This window comes from Pseudomonas sp. JS425, from assembly GCF_018223845.1.
Classification (GTDB): Bacteria; Pseudomonadota; Gammaproteobacteria; order Pseudomonadales; family Pseudomonadaceae; genus Aquipseudomonas; species Aquipseudomonas asiatica.
Genome location: NZ_CP073661.1, coordinates 2,401,700 through 2,418,329 on the forward strand (window position 1 = coordinate 2,401,700; position 16,630 = coordinate 2,418,329).

Below are 16,630 nucleotides of genomic sequence, written 5' to 3' on the forward strand. Positions count from 1 at the left end.
ATCCCTTGTCGGAGTGGTAAGCGCGCTTTGCACAACTGAGCCACTGCTGCCACAAAGGTTCACTGTCGCTTCTGGTTGTGAAAGGTGTCCGGCAATAGCCCGGAAGTGCTAGCGGTTACACCGGCGGGTCTCAAGAAAAGTGCTGCGCACAGGGGCCCGCTCTTGCTGACACTGCCGAATCAAGAGAGATTAGTGAAGTTATCTAAATTCGATAACTTTCCTAATCTTGGTATAAGTCAGGAGTGGGGCAAGCACTCATGGGATGTAGCCTCGCAGAGCCCCATCACCAGCGCTGATGTCGAAACCGCTTCAGAGCAGGCGATTGCCACACTGGATGAGAGCTTCTTCCGGGTGCGCTTTGACCGCCTTACGCTTGCGGAAAAGAAGTACCTGCGTGGCATGGCGGATCTGGGGGCCGGCCCTCATCGTTCTGGTGATATCGCGGCCAGCCTGGCGCGGAAGGTTTCCACGCTCGCACCACTGCGCAGTGCATTGATCGAGAAAGGGATGATCTACAGCCCGAACCACGGTGATACGGCGTTCACTGTGCCGCTTTTCGATGAGTTCATGCGGCGTATCATGCCGGGCGATGATTGGCGGATGGGCTAGCCTGCTCTACAGGCATGCAAGCCGCAATCACAGGCAACGGTCCTCCCCGATTGCCAGTACGACTGTAAAGATATGCAAAGTATCCCTAGGCCATCACGCTGTCACTCTAGAATCCGCCCGCTGCCGAACCTGGTAATGGCAGGCAGCAGATCTAGCCTTGTGGAGCGTTCCAATGAAGTCGAAACACCTTTTCCGCGCAGCCCTGGTTGCGGCGCTGGTATCGGCCTTGTCAGGCTGCTGGATGTTCATGCCGCCGGGTGGTGGCGGTGGTCATGGTGGTGGCCACGGTGGCGGCGGTGGCTTTGGCGGCCATCAGGGCGGTGGCCCTCGCTAAGCTGACCTAGCGATGGAGCGCACAGCCTCGGCCGGGACGCTAAAGCGTACCCGGCGCGAGCGCACATAACACGGTTCATTTCATCCCGACCGCCCAAACCGCTTGCGATACTCCGCCGGCGTAACCCCCACATGTTTCACGAACGCCCGCCGCAACGTATCTGCATTGGCAAACCCGCACAGCGCCGCCACCTGCTTCGGTGCCTCTCGCCCAGCCTCCAGCCGCGCCCGCGCAGCATTCACCCGCGCCAGCTCCACCCATGCGGCCGGGGTCATGCCCACATCACTCTGAAACACCCGTGCAAAATGCCTCGGGCTCAGCCCAACCCGCGCAGCCAGGCTGGCAACCCCGTGGTCCAGTGCAGGGTTGGCGGCCACGTAACGCTGCAACCCCTGCAATGCCGAACGCCCGACCGGTGATGTCCCACCTTGCCGGCTGAACTGCAGCTGCCCGCCAGGCCGCTTGAAGTACATCACCAGATGCCCGGCAACCTGCTTGGCAATATCCCGCCCCAGGTCTTCTTCCACCAGGGCCAGTGCCAGGTCCAGCCCGGCCGTTACCCCCGCAGCGGTACGCAGGTTGCCGTCATGCACCTGAATGGCATCGGCATCCACCTGTACCCGCGGATAACGCTCGGCCAACGGCTGCGCCACGGCCCAATGGGTGGTCACACGCCGGTCATCCAGCAACCCGGCAGCCGCCAGGGCAAACGCCCCCGTGCACACCGAGCCGTAACGCCGGCAAGCGCCCGCGCGTTGCCGCAGCCAGTCGAGAATGCCGGGGCGCAGGTATTGCTCGGCAGCCTGCGGTGTGCCGGCGACCAGCAAGGTGTCGATGGCTTCCAGGTCTTCGCCGATCCAGCCGTCGGCGACCAGGCGCGTACCGGAAGAGCTCACCAGCGGCCCCGGTTCGCAGGCCAGCAACAGCAGGCGATAGGCTTCACGGCCGGCCTGACGGTTGGCTTCTGCGAATACATCGAGCGGGCCGCAGGCATCCAGCAGTTGTACGCCGGGCATGGCCAGTATGGCGACCGTGATGGGGGCAGAGGGCATGGTGGCTCCGGGCGTTGCGCCGCAAGTCCGTAATCCGCCGACAATGGCAGTATTTGGCTGTACAAGTCAATTGAGGACATTGGCCCACGACCGCAGACTGGGCTCGTCATCAACCCACCCAGGAGCGACCATGTCTTCATCCATCGCCGGTATCCAGGTGCCCGACAGCGCCATGGCTCGGGAAATCACCGAGCTCGTCCGTGACACGGCTTCCCCTTTGCTGTTCCACCACTCCAGCCGGGTGTTCTACTTCGCGGCCCTTGCCGGGCAGCGGCTGGGGCTGCGTTACGACAGTGAACTGTTGTACGCAGGCTGCATGTTCCATGACATGGGCCTGACCCATCAGCACAGCAGCGATTGCTGCCGCTTCGAGGTGGACGGTGCCAATGCGGCGCGCGATTTCCTCCAGCGCCACGGCGTGGACGAGCGCGATGTCGAGCGTGTGTGGACGGCGATCGCGCTGCATACCACGCCGGGCATTCCAGAGCACATGCACCCGCTGATCGCCCTGGTCACGGCGGGGGTAGAGACGGATGTGCTGGGGCTGCACCACGATGGGCTGGGGATTGCCGCGCGGGATGCCGTGGTCCAGGCGCACCCGCGTGGGGAGCGGTTCAAGGAGGCGATCATCCAGGCGTTTTACGACGGCATCCGGCACAAGCCGCAGACCACGTTTGGCAACGTGAAGGCGGATGTGATCGCGGACAAGGAGCCTGCATTCCGGCCTGGGAATTTCTGCAGCGTCATTCGGCAGTCCTGCTGGGCGAGCTGAGTAAAGCGGGCTGGTGCTGCCGGTGTTGGCAGGCCCTGGTGCCTGTCAGCTAAACAGATTGGGGCCGCTTTGCGGCCCTTCGCGGGCGTGCCCGCTCCCACAGGTTGCGCATCAGATCAAACCGGTGCTCTCGAAGTGGGAGCTGGCACGTCGAGCGCAGAGTCCGCCGCCGAGCGCTCGCGATTCGCCACCCCGAACGGCACATGCACCATCGGCAAGTCCCCCGCCGGTGACTGCAGGTGGCTGCGCTGGTCATCAAAGAACACATGTGGCTTCAGTATCGACAGCACCCTGGGTTTCTCCATCCCGCCTAGAAAGAAGCACTCGTCCGGCGATACGCCCCAGTCCTTCAGCGTCGTCACCACCCGCTCATGCGAAGGGGCATTGCGCGCCGTCACGATGGCGATCCGCAAGATGCGCTTGTACGCCGGGTCTTCGGCCAACTTGCGGTCCTCGAGCATGCGAATCAGCGAAAGCTTGCGGTACAGGTCCGCCAAGGGCCCCGGCGAATGCGGGATCCCCTTGCGCACACGTTCATGCTCCTGAAACTCGTCCAGGTTGTCGTCGCGCTTGTACACGCGCTCGGCCTCGTCATCGGCAATCACCCCGTCAAAGTCGAAGGCCACCCGCAATTCGGTGTCGATCTCGTCATCGTAGATGCGTGTCGGCAGCACCCGCCCGGCGGGGTAGTTGGCGTCGATGGCTTTCTGTACATCTTCCTCGTTGGCACTTAGGAACAGCGAGGCATTGAACGCCGGGATGTACTCGTAGGGCGAGCGGCCCGACATGAATGCCGCGCGGGTGATGTCCAGCTGGTAGTGGTTGATCGAGCGAAACACCCGCAGGCCGGTCTCCGGCGAATTGCGCGACAGCAGCACCACCTCCACCGGCAACTGCTCGGGGAAGGCCTGGTTGATGCTCAGGAAGCGGCGAATGAACGGGAACGCCACGCCCTTGGGGAAGGGCTCGTCCAGGTTCTGCTGCTGGTGCTGACGGTAAGCCTCGACGCCCTCGGTCTGGTAGATGTCGTCCGAGACGGTGAGGTCGAACAGCGCACTCGAAGCAACGCCGATGACCAGTTTCTGTTCGATGGGGTAGGGCATGAAACAACTCCTGAGCGTGAGCTGAAGGCAAGTGTACCCGTGCGCTGTGACGAAAGCCCTCAGTACCCACAGGCGCTATCGGCATCAGATGAGGATGTAGTCACTACGCACCATCAGCGGCTCATGCGCCCCTTCGACCAGGTGCACGAACTGCCCTGCCACCTGGTCGATCGCCAGGCAGTCGTCGACATCCAGCAAGGCATCGGTATGCGGCTTCAGCCAGTCCGCCTGCATGCGTTGCTTGCCCAGGGCCTCGGTCTTGCTGTGGGCGGTGACCAGCAGGTAGCGGTGGGCCTCGCCGAATACTTCGCGTTCATAACCACCGAGGTTGATGAAGTACAGGCGCAGCGCACCGGGGGCGGGGGCGTGCGGGCGCAGTTCGATGCGCTGGCCGTCGACACCATGCACTTCCAGCCATGAATCGATGTGCAAACCTTTCGGGCTGCCGAACCAGGCTTGGCGCAACTGCGGGTAGGCCTGTTCGAAGGTGTCGGCCAGGGCGAACACCACATCGTGAACTTCGATCTTGGCGCCTGGGTGGCGGCCTCCGAGCATGACGACGTAAAGCATGGGCGGTCCTTTGCGGGGCTAACGTAAGAATGCGGCATTGTACTGCCTGATTCGCGGATGCCGCTTTCATGGAACTGCACAGGACTCACTGAATTAGCAGGGCCCCTGTGGGAGCGGCTTTAGCCGCGAACACCGGCGCAGCCGGTGCCAGGCACTGTGTTGGATTCTTCGCGGCTAAAGCCGCTCCCACAGGGTACGCGTACCGTTTGCGCATTCAGTTCTCTGCGCGACAGCTCCGGCCTGACAGTTGCTCTACCAGAAAATCCACGAACACCCGCACCCGCGCCGGCATCGCCGGGCCGCCGACGAACACCGCATGGATCGGCTCGCGATCACCGGGGTTGTACGCCTCCAGCAACGGCACCAGCTGCCCGTTGGCCAGGTCATCGGCCACGGTAAAGGTACCGATGCGCGCCACGCCGGCGCCGAGCCTGGCCAACTGCGCCAGGGCCTCGCCGCTGCTGCATTCGATATTGCCCGTCACCTTCAACGAGAATGCCTGCCCGTCGCGACGGAACGGCCAGTCGGGTGCGGCGCGGCGGAAGTTGAAACGCAGGCAGTTGTGCCGGGCCAGGTCCTCTGGCACAAGCGGCGTACCGCAGCGCGCCAGGTACTCGGGCGAGGCGACGATCACCTGGCCGGTTTCGCCAATGGCACGGGCGCTCAACGAGCTGTCTGGCAGGTGGCCGAAGCGCAGCGCCACATCGGCCTGGCCGCCGAGAATGTCGGCCACTTCGTCGCTGAGGGTAAGATCGACCAGCACCTGCGGGTAGCGCGCGCTGAACGCCGCCAGCAGCGGCACCACGGTCAGCCGGCCATGGCCCAGCGCTGCGCTGACCCGCAAGCGCCCGCGGGGCACACCCTGGTCGGTGATGGCCTCTTCCACTTCGAGCATGTCGGCCAGCACCCGCCGTGCACCGCGCAGATACGCTTCGCCCTCGGGCGTGAGGGTGATCGCCCGAGTGGTGCGCAGCAGCAGGCGGGTGCCCAGGCGCTGTTCGGTCCGCGCGAGGATGCGGCTCACCGCCGACGGCGTCAGGCCCAGCGCGCGGGCGGCGGCGGACAGGCTGCCCTCCTGGGCCACCTTGGCAAAGATTTCCATCTCTCCGGATCTTCCACTGAAGTCCATTTGTGCCTCTTGAGCAAAGGTGGTTCGCAAAAATGCAGTCTAGTGCGGCTCAGCTTCGGATCGTAGCATTTGCAGCACAGATAAGGAGCTTGCCATGCGTATCAATCCACCTCTTGTCGCGCTCGCCATCGGTGCCTTCGGCATCGGTGTCACCGAGTTTGCCCCCATGGGCATGTTACCCAGCATCGCCACCGACCTGGGCGTCTCCATCCCCGCAGCCGGGCTGTTGGTCAGTGCCTATGCGATCGGTGTGCTTATCGGTGCACCGCTGATGACCCTGGCCACGGTGAAGATCCCGCGGCGTTACCTGCTGATCGGGTTGATGGCCATCTTCACCCTCGGCAACCTGATGTCGGCCCTGGCCAGCGACTATGCCAGCCTGCTGGTCGCCCGTGTGGTCACCTCGCTGAACCACGGTGCGTTCTTCGGCATCGGCTCGATCGTCGCGGCCAGCGTGGTGCCGCCCGAGAAGCGCGCCGGGGCCGTGGCCGCCATGTTCATGGGGTTGACCCTGGCCACCATCGGCGGTGTGCCGCTGGCGACCTGGTTCGGTGAAATGCTGGGCTGGCGCACGGCCTTCTGGGGCATCGCCGGGCTCGGCCTGGTGGCAATGACCACCCTTTGGTACGCACTGCCTAATGTGCCGTCGCCCAAGGCTGGTGGGGCCATGGCCGAAATCCGCGTGCTGGGCCGCGGGCCGGTGCTGGCGGCATTGCTGCTGACCGTGGTGGGCTCCAGTGCGATGTTCACGGTATTCACCTATATCGCGCCGATCCTGCAGAGCGAGGCGGCAGCGTCCACCACCTTCGTCACGGCCATGCTGGTGTTGTTCGGTGTCGGCCTGACCTTGGGCAACGTGTGGGGTGGCAAGGCGGCGGACCGCTCGATCGACCGTACCCTGATGCTGTCGCTGGCCGTGCTGATTGCGGTGTTGCTGGTGTTCCCGCTGGTGATGGACTGGCCGCTGCCGACTGCGCTGGCGATCCTGGTATGGGGCGCTGCCAGCTTTGCCCTGGTGCCGCCGCTGCAGATGCGGGTGATGGAGGCGGCCAAGGATGCGCCCAACCTGGCGTCGGCGGTGAATATCGGGGCGTTCAACCTGGGTAACGCGATTGGTGCGGCGCTGGGTGGGGCGGTGATCAATGCGGGGCTTGGGTATTCGGCGGTTTCCCTGGCGGGGGCGGCGATGGCGGCGGTTGGGTTGGTGATGGTATTGATGTTTGCCTGGCGTGGGCGGGCGGTGGCGTTGGGGGATCGAGCAGCAGTGTAGGGCTTGAGATCCTGGGGGCGCTTTGCGCCCCTTTCGCGACACAAGGCCGCTCCCACAGGGAACGCGCTGGCAGTACTTGTGGGAGCGGCCTTGTGTCGCGATGGGCTGCAAAGCAGCCCCACGGTCTTGCCCCGGTCGTCAATCTGTTGCCATCACGGTGTACCGTTACGGCCATGCAGGTGATAGGCCGGGCGCTCGCTCAGCCGCTCGTAATAATCGCGCACTGCCGGCAGGTGCGGGTGCTCTAACGGCGTTTCGAACCAGCGGTTGACCGACAGGCCAATGGGGATGTCGGCCAGGGTGAACTGGCTGCCGGCCACATAGGCACCGGTGCTTGCCAGCTGGCGGTCGAGAATGTGCATGTAGCGCGCCCAGTCCGCGCAGCCGGCGGCCAAGGCCTGTGGGTCCTGGTGGGTGGGCGAGTGCCTGACCAGCGACATGAACGCGTAGCTCCAGGAACGGTTGAGGTCCGAGGCCTGCCAGTCGATCCACTGGTCGATCCTGGCCCGCGCCTGGGCCTCGCCCGGGTAGAACGCGGTGGCACCATAGCGCGTGGCCAGGTAGCGGATGATGCTGTTGGATTCCCACAGGGTGAAATCGCCATCCTGGATCACCGGGATCATGGCGTTCGGGTTCAACGCAAGGAATTCGGCGCTGTCCGTGGGCTTGAAGCCCGCCCCCCAGTCTTCGCGCTCGAACGCGACCTCGAACTCGGCGCATGCCCACAGGACTTTTCGTACATTGATGGAGGAGGCTCTGCCCAATATCCGTAGCATGGTGTTCATCCTTGTGAGGGGGGATTGATCGTCCGTCACTGCCGCTTGGCGGTCAAGAGCCAGCGTGGTGGCGGAGCGTCCTCTTTGTAGGGTTCTTGTAGTCCATTTCCGAAAGTAAGCCTTTCCACCCCCAAGGTTATTGTGGCGGGGCAGGCAGCGCCCTAGTCTCGGCACCCTCGTAACCCGAGGAAATGGACATGGACAAAGACACTCCGAAAGAAGGCGGCAATCTCAATGTCGTGCGTGCAGCGGGTCGTTTTGGCAACGGCGGTGCCGAACTGGTGCAGATGAACGCGCAGTTGCCGATGCGCACGGCATTGATGGAGGCCTCGAGCATCATGGGCTGCATTACCGAACTCACCCGCAAGGCCATCGACCGGCCCGGTGACCGCAAGGCGATGATGCAGGCCACGTACTACCTGGCAGGCATGGCCAAGGCGCTGATCGACGGCCAGTTGCAGCAGTTGCGCCAGGCTCGGGGAGGCGAGCAGGAGCCTTAGTCAGGCTTGCCTGGGGACCATGAACTTGGCACCCTTGGTCAGTTTGAATCTCTGTATCACGACAGAAGGAAGTTCGCATTGAGCTGGGACAAGGTGGGGAAACTCCTCGTAGCCGTGCTGCTTGGCCTGATGGTCCTGCTGGCCGCCTATGGGTTGCTCAGGGGCAACCCGCGCCTGGAGGCATCGCTGACCTATGCCTATCTCACCTATCCCAGCCAGTTCAGCGAACGCATCACCAAAGCCAGCGAACAGCTCAAGTACGAGCAGTTGCAGGGGCGTATCAATGCCATCAGCGAGGGCGGGCTGAGCCACGATCAGGTCGAGCGGCTGATCGAAATGGCCCAGGCGCCGTATGCCCAGCTGTTCGCCAAGCCCTTCGAGGCCGGGCTGGTCGATCACCGTACCGGTCTGCTCATCGAGCTGCGCAACCGTGGTGATGCGCAGGTACGCCAGGTGAAAATCCGCCTGCCGGCGAAAGGCCTGGTGCAGGTGCGCGATGCAGCTGGCAATGACACCATCGTGGAAACCTCTACCATGCAAGCGGACATCCCCACCATCGAGCCGGGTGGCGTATGCAAGGTATGGGTGTATTTCGATGCAGACTATTCGCAGATCCGCCAGGGCGGGGTCAGCATCAGTCACGCCGATGGCAACGCTGACATACAGGTTTACCGCGAGGTCATCGGTATCCCGGCCTGGGTGGCCCGCTACAGCCGCGAGCTGATGATGTTGCTGGGCGTATTGGCGGCCAGCGTTTTGGGCCTGGGGTATGCCTGCCTGTCGCGTCGCCGCGTGGCGTGAGCTTGCCGGGCGTGTCTTCAGGGCAAAGGACATTTGCCGCAAACTCAACAATCGCCCGTTGACAACCCTCTATAGTGCTCGGCATTACAAGACCCATGCCGAGCCTGCCCGATGATCCCCTCCCTGGACTCCATTTTTTCCCGCCTGCGCCTGCGTCAGTTACGCCTGCTCATCGAACTGGACCGTTGCAGCTCCCTGCACAAGGCGGCGGAGGCCATGGCGATTTCCCAGCCCGGGGCCACCAAGGCCTTGCGCGAGGTGGAGGAGGTGCTGGGTGTGCCGTTGTTCCAGCGCCTGCCCAGCGGCCTGGTGGCCAATGACGTGGGCCGTTGCGTGGTGCGATATGCGCGGTTGATTCACAGTGACCTGGGGCATTTGCGCGAGGAGGTGCTGGGCATCGTCCAGGGCCAGGGTGGGCGGCTGGCGGTGGGTAGCATCATGGGTGCCATGCCGACCCTGGTCGGTGCCCTCGGGCGGTTGCGCCGCAAGCAGCCGCAACTGGCGGTGGAGATCGCCGAGAACACCAGTGCCAACCTGCTGGCCCAGCTTGATGAAGGGCGCCTGGACCTGGCCATCTGCCGGCCAGGGCTGGGCCGCAATGCGGCGGACTACGCCTTTGTCGAACTGGCCCAGGAGCCGCTGGCGGTGGTCGCGCACCCGCAGCACCCGCTGGCCGGGGCGGCGACGCTGGAAGTTGGTGACCTGAGCCAGTACCGCTGGATTGTCTACCCGGCCAACATGCCCATGCGCCAGGCGCTGGAGCGTGAGTTGAGCGAGGCGGGGGTGGAGGTGCCACGCTACCCGCTGGAAACCTTCTCCACCTTTGCCACCTTCATGCTGCTGGAAGGCGACCCGACACTGGTGGCGGTGATCCCCAGCGCCGTGGCGGCCTTTGCCGAGCAGCGCGGGTTGCTGGTGTCGCTGGCAGTGAAGCTGCGGGCACTGAGCGAGCCGTTCGGGATCGTGCACCGGGTGGCAGCGCCGCTATCGCCGGCGGCGCGGTTGCTGGTGGAGGAACTTACGGCCGGTTGAGCCCTGTTGCGACCCCTATGGTAGCGGGCAAGCCAGCGAAGCAAGCGACGCGGTGGATGGCACCGGCTACGCCGGTGTTCGCGGCCACGGCCGCTCCCACAGGTACAGCGCGAGCCCGAAGCCTGCGCCGTACCTGTGGGAGCGGGCAAGCCCGCGAAGCAGGCGACGCGGTGGATGGCACCGGCTACGCCGGTGTTCGCGGCTGAAGCCGCTCCACAGGTACAGCGTGAACCCGAAGCCTGCGCCGTACCTGTGGGAGCGGGCAAGCCCGCGAAGCAAGCGACGCGGTAGATGGCACCGGCTACGCCGGTGTTCGCGGCCACGGCCGCTCCCACAGGTACAGCGCGAGCCCGAAGCCTGCGCCGTACCTGTGGGAGCGGGCAAGCCCGCGAAGCAAGCGACGCGGTGGATGGCACTGGCTACGCCGGTGTTCGCGGCCACGGCCGCTCCCACAGGTACAGCGCGAGCCCGAAGCCTGCGCTGTACCTGTGGGGGGCGGGCAAGCCCGCGAAGCAGGCGACGCAGTGGATGGCACCGGCTGCGCCGGTGTTCGCGGCTGAAGCCGCTCCCACAGGTACAGCGCGAGCCCGAAGCCTGCGCCGTACCTGTGGGAGCGGGCAAGCCCGCGAAGCAGGCGACGCGGTGGATGGCACCGGCTGCGCCGGTGTTCGCGGCTGAAGCCGCCCCCACAGGTACAGCGCGAGCCCGAAGCCTGCGCTGTACCTGTGGGGGGCGGGCAAGCCCGCGAAGCAGGCGACGCAGTGGATGGCACCGGCTGCGCCGGTGTTCGCGGCTGAAGCCGCTCCCACAGGTACAGCGCGAGCCCGAAGCCTGCGCCGTACCTGTGGGAGCGGGTTCACCCGCGAAGCAGGCGACGCGGTGATGGCACCGGCTGCGCCGGTGTTCGCGGCTGAAGCCGCTGCCACAGGGATCTCGCAATCCCTGCCTCAGAACTGCCGCTCGCGGTAATCGATCAAACTGGAAAACACCGCAATCAACACCGCAGCCACCACAAAGAAGATCAGCGCAAAGAAGTAATCCCCGGTGAACTGCACGATCAGCCCGATCACGATCGGCACCAGCACCCCGGCCATGTTGCCGCAGAAGTTCATGGTGCCACCCAGCACGCCGGTGCGCGACGGCCCGCCGATGATCGCCGGCAGGCACCAGTACATCCCGCACCAACGGATGAAGAACATCGCCACGCACAGCAGGCTGATCACCGCGACGGTCTCGCCCACATAGGCTGCCGCCAGGATGCACAGCGCCGCCACCAGAGCCGAACCGCTGAACATGGTGCGCATCACCAGGTTCGGCGAGGCGCCGCTAGCCCGCCAGCGGTCACCGATCCAGCCGCCGATCAGTTCGCCGACAAACCCGCACATGAAGATCAGGAAGGTCGCCCCGCCCATGGCCGAGATGTTCAGACCGTGGGCCTTGTGCAGGTAGCTCGGCATCCAGGTCAGCAGGCCGTAGAACACCGCCAGGATGCAGCTGTAGCCGGCGAACATGGCAAAGATCGAACGGTCCTTGAGCAGCTCGCGCAGCGGCAGGCTGGCCTTGGCTGCCGCTGCGTGGGCGCTGGCGTTGCCTTCGGTGATGTGGCGCAGTTCGGCCTCGTTGACCCCCGGATGCTCGCTGGGGTGGTTGCGGATGTACTTCCACGCCAGGATGCCGGCCAATACGGTGCCGACCCCTGCCACCACGAAGGCCAACCGCCACGAACCCAGCCAGGCAATCAGCCCGGAAATCAGGATCGCCCCCAGGGCGCTGCCCAGCGGCGCTCCGCCATCCACCAGCACCGCGCCACGGCCACGTTCGTTAGGCGTCAGCCAGGCGCCATTGAGCTTGGCCCCGGCGGGCATGATCGGCGACTCGGCCACGCCCAGGCCGATGCGCGTCAGCAGCAGTACCAGCCAGTTGTGCGAGGCCGCGCCCAGTGCCTGGAACAGGCCCCAGGCCACGGTTGCCGCGCCAATGATGCCGCGGGTGTGGAAGCGGTCCAGCAGCATGCCGCCTGGGATCTGCATCAAGGCATAGGACCAGAAGAACGCACTGAGCATCAGCCCTTCCATGGCCGGCGTCAGGTTGAATTCAGGGGCGATCAGCGGCAGCGCCACCGACAGCGAGGCGCGGTCGATGTAGTTGATTGCGGTCAGCAGCAACAGGATCAGGAAGATGCGCCAGCGCACCGTGGTCATCGGGGCCGCAGCGGGCAGCGCCAGGTCGGCCGGGGAGGGGATGGTCTTCATCGCAGGAGCTCGTTGTTGTGATTATCGGGAGGCGTAGCAACTACGCAGGCCGATTGTTGGAGCGCTGCCGGCAGTGCAGGTAATGAAAAGAGCTGATCCGCCAATAACGCCTGCTTATTACCCGGCGGGGGATAAGCAGTGGTTATTGGCGGATCAGCTCTTTTCATTATCGGCGGCCCTGGCCCGCGCTCTAGATTGCCCCGGCACGGCCCGCCAGCGTCACGGCGGGCACAACAAGAACAACGCAGTAGCCTGAGGACCCCTCATGAGCCAATTCCAGTTCCATTTCCCCACCATTGCCAAATGTGGCGCGGGCCTGGCCGACCAGGCCGGTGCGCTGCTCAAGCCGCACGTGGACGGCACCCTGCTGGTGGTCACCGACCAGGGCCTGATCGATGCAGGCATCCTGGCCGGCTTCTTCGCCTCGCTGGAGCAGGCGGGCATCGACTACCAGCTGTTCTGCGCCGTTGAAGCCAACCCCAGCACCGATGTGCTCGACGCTGCCGTGGCGCTGCTGAAAGAGCGCAAATGCACCGCCGTGATCGGCGTGGGCGGCGGCAGCAGCATCGACACCGCCAAGGGCGTGGCGGCGATGGCCACCAACCCTGGCAACATCCTCGACTACGAGGGCTACGACAAACTGACCCAGCCGCCGCTGCCGATTTTCGCCATCCCGACCACCTCCGGTACCGGCAGCGAATGCACCGCGTCGACCGTGTTCACCAACAAGCGCACGCTGTTCAAGACGGTGATTGTCAGCCCGCGCCTGTTCCCGCGCCTGGCCATCCTCGACCCGGCACTGACCCTGAAGCTGCCGGCGGCCATTACCGCCGCCACCGGCATGGATGCCCTGACCCACGCCATCGAGTCGTATGTGTCGCGCCAGGCCAACCCGATCAGCCAGGCCATGGCCCTGCAAGCCATTCGCATGATTGCCGGCAGCCTGGAAAAGACCTACTTCGTCGGCACCGACATGGCGGCCCGTGAGCAGATGCTGCTGGGCTCGTTCCTGGCCGGGGTGGCGTTCTCGCAATCCAAGCTGGGCAACGTGCATGCCATTTCCCACACCTTCGGCGGGGTGTTCAACATTCCCCATGGCATCGCCAACGCCGCCCTGCTGCCTTACGTGATCAAGTTCAACCTGCCGGCCTGCCCGGAGCGCTTCCGTGACATCGCCATTGCCCTGGGCGCCGATGTGACCGGGCTCAGCGTGGAGCAGGCCGCGGCGCGCACGGTAGATGCGGTGGTGGCCCTGAACCAGGCCATCGGCATCCCGGCGACCATCCGTGAGCTGGGCGTGGACCTGGACTTCCTGCCGCAGATGGTCAGCGACTCGATGCGCAGCGGCAACGTGCTGGTCAACCCACGCCTGACCACCGCGCGCGATGTCGAGCGCCTGATCACCGATGCCTACCACGGCAACCTCTGAACCTTTAACGGAACCACGACCATGTTCTATGAAATGCGTACCTACACCCTGCACATCGGCAAGATGAAGCAATACCTGGAGCACTTCGAAAAGGAAGGCTTGCCGGTGATCTCGCGCTACGCCAAGCTGGTGGTACACCGAGATCGGCGAACTGAACCAGGTGGTGCACATCTGGGCCTACGAGAGCCTTGACGACCGCATCGAGCGCCGCGCCGCCCTGTACCGCGATGCGGACTGGCTGGAGCGCTTCATCCCGGTGGCCTTCCCGATGCTGGTGCGGATGGAATCGAAGCTGTTGATGCCTGCCGCGTTTTCGCCGATCCAGTGACCCTGTAACTGCATTGCATCAAGGAACAACCCAATGGATCTAGGCATTACCGGCCGCTGGGCCATCGTCTGCGCGGCCAGCCAGGGTCTGGGCAAAGGTTGCGCCGAAGCGCTGGGCAAAGAAGGCGTCAACCTGGTCATCAATGCCCGTACCCAGGCCACCCTGGAGCAGACCGCCGCCGAGTTGCGCGCGGCCTGCCCGGGCATCGAGGTGCGCACCGTGGCCGGTGATGTCGCCGACGCCGAGGTGCGCCAGGCGCTGCTGGCAGCCTGCCCGCAGGTGGATATCCTGGTCAACAATGCCGGTGGCCCGCCCCCGGGCGACTTCCGCGACTGGGGCCGCGAGGACTGGCTGAAGGCACTGGACGCCAACATGCTTACCCCCATCGAGCTGATCAAGGCGGTAGTCGATGGCATGGCCGAGCGCGGGTTTGGCCGGGTGGTGAACATCACCTCCGGTGCGGTGAAGGCGCCGATCGATATTCTTGGCTTGTCCAATGGTGCGCGCAGTGGCCTTACCGGCTTCATCGCCGGCCTGGCCCGTCAGCAGCGCCTGGCGGGCCGCAACGTGACGTTGAATAACCTGCTGCCTGGGGCGTTCGACACGGCGCGCCTGCAGAAGACCCTGAAAGCGGCAGGTGGCGATGTGGAAGCCACCGCCCAGTCGCGGCGCAAGGCCATCCCGGCGGCACGCTTTGGCGGCGCGGGTGAGTTCGGCGCTTACTGCGCGTTCCTGTGCAGTGCGCATGCCGGCTACATCACCGGGCAGAACCTGTTGATCGATGGCGGGGCGTTCCCCGGCACGTTCTGACGGCCCCAACGCTGCTCCTACAGGTCAGTGCCCATTGGCACTGATAGTCAGTGAATCGCCACGGAGTTGGTGTTCTTGCCGGTCAACAACCACCCTCGTGCAGCGCCAGGCTCTGGCGCAACTGCACGAGCATGGCCTGTCGCAATGCCTGCGGCGCCTGCACGCGGATCGAGCCGGCCTGGGACAGCAGCCAGCCCATCAGCGAGCGGTTGTCGTCGACGGTAGCTACCAGGATGGCACCACCTTCCGCCTGCAGCGTCAGTTGCATATCTGCCGACAGTGGCGACGCCTCAAGGCGCCGGGCAAGGGCATCATCGACCCAGGCGTGCAACTCGACCTGTTCCGCAGGTGAGAGCGCATCGGGCTGCAGCTGTTGCGCTTCGCCAGGGTTCAGGCCCGCTTGCCAGTACCAGCCGTAGGGCATGCCTTTGCTGTTGCACTGCAGCGGGAAGAGTGCCGCGAGTTCGACCAGGTCGCGTTCGACCGTGCGTTTGCTGGTGATATAGCCAACGGTGGTCAGGGCGGCCTGCAACTGGGTGGAACTCATCCCCGGGTGACGGCCTGGCAGCAGCTTTAGCAGCTGCCACTGGCGGGCGATGGTGTGGCGGGTAGGGTGGCTGGGCAAAGGGCTCGTCCTTGAAGGCAGGCACGAAGCCTGCCTAAGTAGTGGCGTTTAGCTATTGCTCAGCATACCTTGTAGCAGAATGGGATCCAAGTTTTCGCATTTGGCGTTTAGTCCAGGCGCGTCACCCATTTGCCTGTGCCTTGGCCCTCTTTCAGCTGCCGCAGAGCCTGTGGCAAAGCAGAGAAGGTGAACTCGCGGCGCTGTGGAGCGATCAGGCGACCATCGGCAATGGCCTGCAGCAATTTTTCACCGGCCACGCGCAGGGCTTGGCGGTCTGCCAATTGGCCGTAGGCATGAATGCTGTTGAGCGCCACTTCATGCAGCGAGATCGCCGTGCTGAAAGCGGGCGTTGGTGCGGTTTCCTGGCGGTCCTGGATGCACACGAGGTGGCCGTTGTAGCCGAGCAGGTGGGCCAGGCTGCCGGCATGGGCGCCGCTGACGGTGTCGAACAGGGCATGCAGCGGGCGCTCGCCCAGGGCGGCCTGCAGTTGGTTCTGCCAGTCGGCGTCGTGATAGTCGAACACCCCGCTCACACCGAGGGCCTTGAGCGAGGCGTGGTGGTGTTGGCCGGCACTGGCCCACACGCGCAGGCCACGCTGCGCGGCCAGTTGCGCGAGGTAGAAGCCCACCGCGCCACCGGCGCCGATCACCAGCACGTCGCGGCTGGCACCTTCGGGTACCTTGGCCAGGGCCTGCCAGGCGGTCAGGGCGGGGCAGGGCACGGCGGCCGCGGCAGTGTCGCTGAGCGCGCTGGGGATATGCATGACCAGGCTTGCATCGAGCAGGCAGTGCTCGGCAAAACTGCCGTCACGCGCCAGCGATTGGTGGTAGGCGACGCGGCTGCCCAACGGCATGTCGACGCCTGCGCCAACCGCGACTACCACACCGGCGCCATCCACGCCCGGGACCGTGCCCTGCTGCCAGGCCGGGTGGCCCCACTCGCAGATTTTCCAGTCCACCGGGTTGAGGGCAATGGCGCGGTTGGCCACCAGCACCTCACCGGGGCCGGGTTGTGGCAGGGGTTTACGCAGCAGTTGCAGGCCGTCGAGGCCGGCGTTCGGGGTCCAGGCCCAGGCTTGATGATGGGTTGGCATGGTGCGGGTCCTTACGAGACGGGTGTGGGCGGCAGGCTAGCGGGGATCGGGCGTGGGAAAAAGGTGCGGTGAGGGCAAGGTGTTTTGACTGGAGGACAAAAAAGCGGGGCCGCTGGGCGGCCCATCGCAGGCAAGCCAGCTCCT

19 protein-coding genes are annotated in these 16,630 nt (G+C 64.9%); 11 read left to right on the forward strand and 8 right to left on the reverse strand.

The window, feature by feature from the left end; all coding sequences use genetic code 11:
- The first annotated feature begins 162 nt into the window (after positions 1 to 162).
- Positions 163 to 609, forward strand: a complete 447-nt coding sequence (locus tag KDB76_RS11040; protein ID WP_015269926.1) for a hypothetical protein — start codon at positions 163 to 165, stop codon at positions 607 to 609.
- A 172-nt stretch (positions 610 to 781) separates the two neighbouring features.
- Positions 782 to 943: a hypothetical protein gene (locus tag KDB76_RS11045; RefSeq protein WP_024086757.1), complete on the forward strand. Its 162-nt coding sequence runs from the start codon at positions 782 to 784 to the stop codon at positions 941 to 943.
- 80 nt (positions 944 to 1,023) lie between these two features.
- On the opposite strand, the gene KDB76_RS11050 is transcribed toward KDB76_RS11045, so the two are convergent.
- Positions 1,024 to 1,995, reverse strand: a complete 972-nt coding sequence (locus KDB76_RS11050) for a helix-turn-helix domain-containing protein (protein WP_024086758.1) — start codon at positions 1,993 to 1,995, stop codon at positions 1,024 to 1,026.
- A 130-nt stretch (positions 1,996 to 2,125) separates the two neighbouring features.
- Here KDB76_RS11050 and KDB76_RS11055 point away from each other — a divergent pair, with 130 nt between their 5' ends.
- Positions 2,126 to 2,767, forward strand: coding sequence for an HD domain-containing protein (locus tag KDB76_RS11055; protein WP_013972026.1), 642 nt, complete (start codon positions 2,126 to 2,128; stop codon positions 2,765 to 2,767).
- 116 nt (positions 2,768 to 2,883) lie between these two features.
- Here the strand turns inward: KDB76_RS11055 and KDB76_RS11060 are convergent, their stop codons facing one another.
- The 3 genes from KDB76_RS11060 to KDB76_RS11070 form a co-directional block, all read right to left on the reverse strand.
- Positions 2,884 to 3,870 (reverse strand): 5'-nucleotidase, encoded by a 987-nt coding sequence (locus tag KDB76_RS11060; RefSeq protein WP_013972027.1) that lies wholly within the window; start codon positions 3,868 to 3,870, stop codon positions 2,884 to 2,886.
- 84 nt (positions 3,871 to 3,954) lie between these two features.
- Positions 3,955 to 4,440: a DUF1543 domain-containing protein gene (locus tag KDB76_RS11065; protein WP_038409276.1), complete on the reverse strand. Its 486-nt coding sequence runs from the start codon at positions 4,438 to 4,440 to the stop codon at positions 3,955 to 3,957.
- 214 nt (positions 4,441 to 4,654) lie between these two features.
- The gene (locus KDB76_RS11070; protein WP_024086760.1) at positions 4,655 to 5,569 is read right to left on the reverse strand and encodes a LysR substrate-binding domain-containing protein; all 915 of its coding nucleotides are present in this window, start codon (positions 5,567 to 5,569) and stop codon (positions 4,655 to 4,657) included.
- A 94-nt stretch (positions 5,570 to 5,663) separates the two neighbouring features.
- On the opposite strand from KDB76_RS11070, the gene KDB76_RS11075 reads away from it, so the two are divergent.
- The gene (locus KDB76_RS11075; RefSeq protein WP_013972030.1) at positions 5,664 to 6,839 is read left to right on the forward strand and encodes an MFS transporter; all 1,176 of its coding nucleotides are present in this window, start codon (positions 5,664 to 5,666) and stop codon (positions 6,837 to 6,839) included.
- Positions 6,840 to 6,991: 152 nt separating this feature from the next.
- On the opposite strand, the gene KDB76_RS11080 is transcribed toward KDB76_RS11075, so the two are convergent.
- Positions 6,992 to 7,615, reverse strand: coding sequence for a glutathione S-transferase (locus KDB76_RS11080; RefSeq protein ID WP_038409278.1), 624 nt, complete (start codon positions 7,613 to 7,615; stop codon positions 6,992 to 6,994).
- Between the two features lie 197 nt (positions 7,616 to 7,812).
- On the opposite strand from KDB76_RS11080, the gene KDB76_RS11085 reads away from it, so the two are divergent.
- From KDB76_RS11085 to KDB76_RS11095, 3 genes are all read left to right on the forward strand, one after another.
- Entirely contained in the window at positions 7,813 to 8,115 is a 303-nt protein-coding gene (locus KDB76_RS11085) for a DUF3077 domain-containing protein (RefSeq protein WP_031325298.1), read from the forward strand.
- Between the two features lie 78 nt (positions 8,116 to 8,193).
- The gene (locus tag KDB76_RS11090; protein ID WP_023662503.1) at positions 8,194 to 8,916 is read left to right on the forward strand and encodes a hypothetical protein; all 723 of its coding nucleotides are present in this window, start codon (positions 8,194 to 8,196) and stop codon (positions 8,914 to 8,916) included.
- A gap of 111 nt (positions 8,917 to 9,027) precedes the next feature.
- Positions 9,028 to 9,948, forward strand: a complete 921-nt coding sequence (locus tag KDB76_RS11095) for a LysR family transcriptional regulator (protein ID WP_013972034.1) — start codon at positions 9,028 to 9,030, stop codon at positions 9,946 to 9,948.
- A gap of 947 nt (positions 9,949 to 10,895) precedes the next feature.
- Here KDB76_RS11095 and KDB76_RS11100 read toward each other — a convergent pair.
- Complete coding sequence (locus tag KDB76_RS11100) at positions 10,896 to 12,200, reverse strand: MFS transporter (RefSeq protein WP_013972035.1); 1,305 nt, start codon at positions 12,198 to 12,200, stop codon at positions 10,896 to 10,898.
- Between the two features lie 265 nt (positions 12,201 to 12,465).
- Here KDB76_RS11100 and KDB76_RS11105 point away from each other — a divergent pair, with 265 nt between their 5' ends.
- The 4 genes from KDB76_RS11105 to KDB76_RS11115 are packed head-to-tail and all read left to right on the forward strand — an operon-like array spanning position 12,466 to position 14,767.
- Entirely contained in the window at positions 12,466 to 13,629 is a 1,164-nt protein-coding gene (locus KDB76_RS11105; protein ID WP_038409285.1) for an iron-containing alcohol dehydrogenase, read from the forward strand.
- 21 nt (positions 13,630 to 13,650) lie between these two features.
- Complete coding sequence (locus KDB76_RS30055; protein ID WP_265182883.1) at positions 13,651 to 13,821, forward strand: NIPSNAP family protein; 171 nt, start codon at positions 13,651 to 13,653, stop codon at positions 13,819 to 13,821.
- Positions 13,793 to 13,957 (forward strand): NIPSNAP family protein, encoded by a 165-nt coding sequence (locus KDB76_RS30060; protein WP_265182884.1) that lies wholly within the window; start codon positions 13,793 to 13,795, stop codon positions 13,955 to 13,957. Before KDB76_RS30055 ends, KDB76_RS30060 begins: the two co-directional genes overlap by 29 nt.
- Before the next feature lie 33 nt (positions 13,958 to 13,990).
- Entirely contained in the window at positions 13,991 to 14,767 is a 777-nt protein-coding gene (locus KDB76_RS11115; RefSeq protein WP_013972038.1) for an SDR family oxidoreductase, read from the forward strand.
- A gap of 82 nt (positions 14,768 to 14,849) precedes the next feature.
- Here the strand turns inward: KDB76_RS11115 and KDB76_RS11120 are convergent, their stop codons facing one another.
- Complete coding sequence (locus KDB76_RS11120) at positions 14,850 to 15,392, reverse strand: WYL domain-containing protein (RefSeq protein WP_038409286.1); 543 nt, start codon at positions 15,390 to 15,392, stop codon at positions 14,850 to 14,852.
- Between the two features lie 107 nt (positions 15,393 to 15,499).
- Positions 15,500 to 16,486, reverse strand: coding sequence for a zinc-binding dehydrogenase (locus tag KDB76_RS11125; protein ID WP_013972040.1), 987 nt, complete (start codon positions 16,484 to 16,486; stop codon positions 15,500 to 15,502).
- Between the last annotated feature and the right edge of the window lie 144 nt (positions 16,487 to 16,630).

What these genes read in the sequence shown, in the direction of transcription:
- KDB76_RS11045 (WP_024086757.1), top strand. Translation starts at nt 782, where the DNA reads ATGAAGTCGAAACACCTTTTCCGCGCAGCCCTGGTTGCGGCGCTGGTA.
- KDB76_RS11050 (WP_024086758.1), bottom strand. Translation starts at nt 1,995, where the DNA reads ATGCCCTCTGCCCCCATCACGGTCGCCATACTGGCCATGCCCGGCGTA.
- KDB76_RS11055 (WP_013972026.1), top strand. Translation starts at nt 2,126, where the DNA reads ATGTCTTCATCCATCGCCGGTATCCAGGTGCCCGACAGCGCCATGGCT.
- KDB76_RS11060 (WP_013972027.1), bottom strand. Translation starts at nt 3,870, where the DNA reads ATGCCCTACCCCATCGAACAGAAACTGGTCATCGGCGTTGCTTCGAGT.
- KDB76_RS11065 (WP_038409276.1), bottom strand. Translation starts at nt 4,440, where the DNA reads ATGCTTTACGTCGTCATGCTCGGAGGCCGCCACCCAGGCGCCAAGATC.
- KDB76_RS11070 (WP_024086760.1), bottom strand. Translation starts at nt 5,569, where the DNA reads ATGGACTTCAGTGGAAGATCCGGAGAGATGGAAATCTTTGCCAAGGTG.
- KDB76_RS11075 (WP_013972030.1), top strand. Translation starts at nt 5,664, where the DNA reads ATGCGTATCAATCCACCTCTTGTCGCGCTCGCCATCGGTGCCTTCGGC.
- KDB76_RS11080 (WP_038409278.1), bottom strand. Translation starts at nt 7,615, where the DNA reads ATGCTACGGATATTGGGCAGAGCCTCCTCCATCAATGTACGAAAAGTC.
- KDB76_RS11085 (WP_031325298.1), top strand. Translation starts at nt 7,813, where the DNA reads ATGGACAAAGACACTCCGAAAGAAGGCGGCAATCTCAATGTCGTGCGT.
- KDB76_RS11095 (WP_013972034.1), top strand. Translation starts at nt 9,028, where the DNA reads ATGATCCCCTCCCTGGACTCCATTTTTTCCCGCCTGCGCCTGCGTCAG.
- KDB76_RS11100 (WP_013972035.1), bottom strand. Translation starts at nt 12,200, where the DNA reads ATGAAGACCATCCCCTCCCCGGCCGACCTGGCGCTGCCCGCTGCGGCC.
- KDB76_RS11105 (WP_038409285.1), top strand. Translation starts at nt 12,466, where the DNA reads ATGAGCCAATTCCAGTTCCATTTCCCCACCATTGCCAAATGTGGCGCG.
- KDB76_RS30055 (WP_265182883.1), top strand. Translation starts at nt 13,651, where the DNA reads ATGTTCTATGAAATGCGTACCTACACCCTGCACATCGGCAAGATGAAG.
- KDB76_RS11115 (WP_013972038.1), top strand. Translation starts at nt 13,991, where the DNA reads ATGGATCTAGGCATTACCGGCCGCTGGGCCATCGTCTGCGCGGCCAGC.
- KDB76_RS11125 (WP_013972040.1), bottom strand. Translation starts at nt 16,486, where the DNA reads ATGCCAACCCATCATCAAGCCTGGGCCTGGACCCCGAACGCCGGCCTC.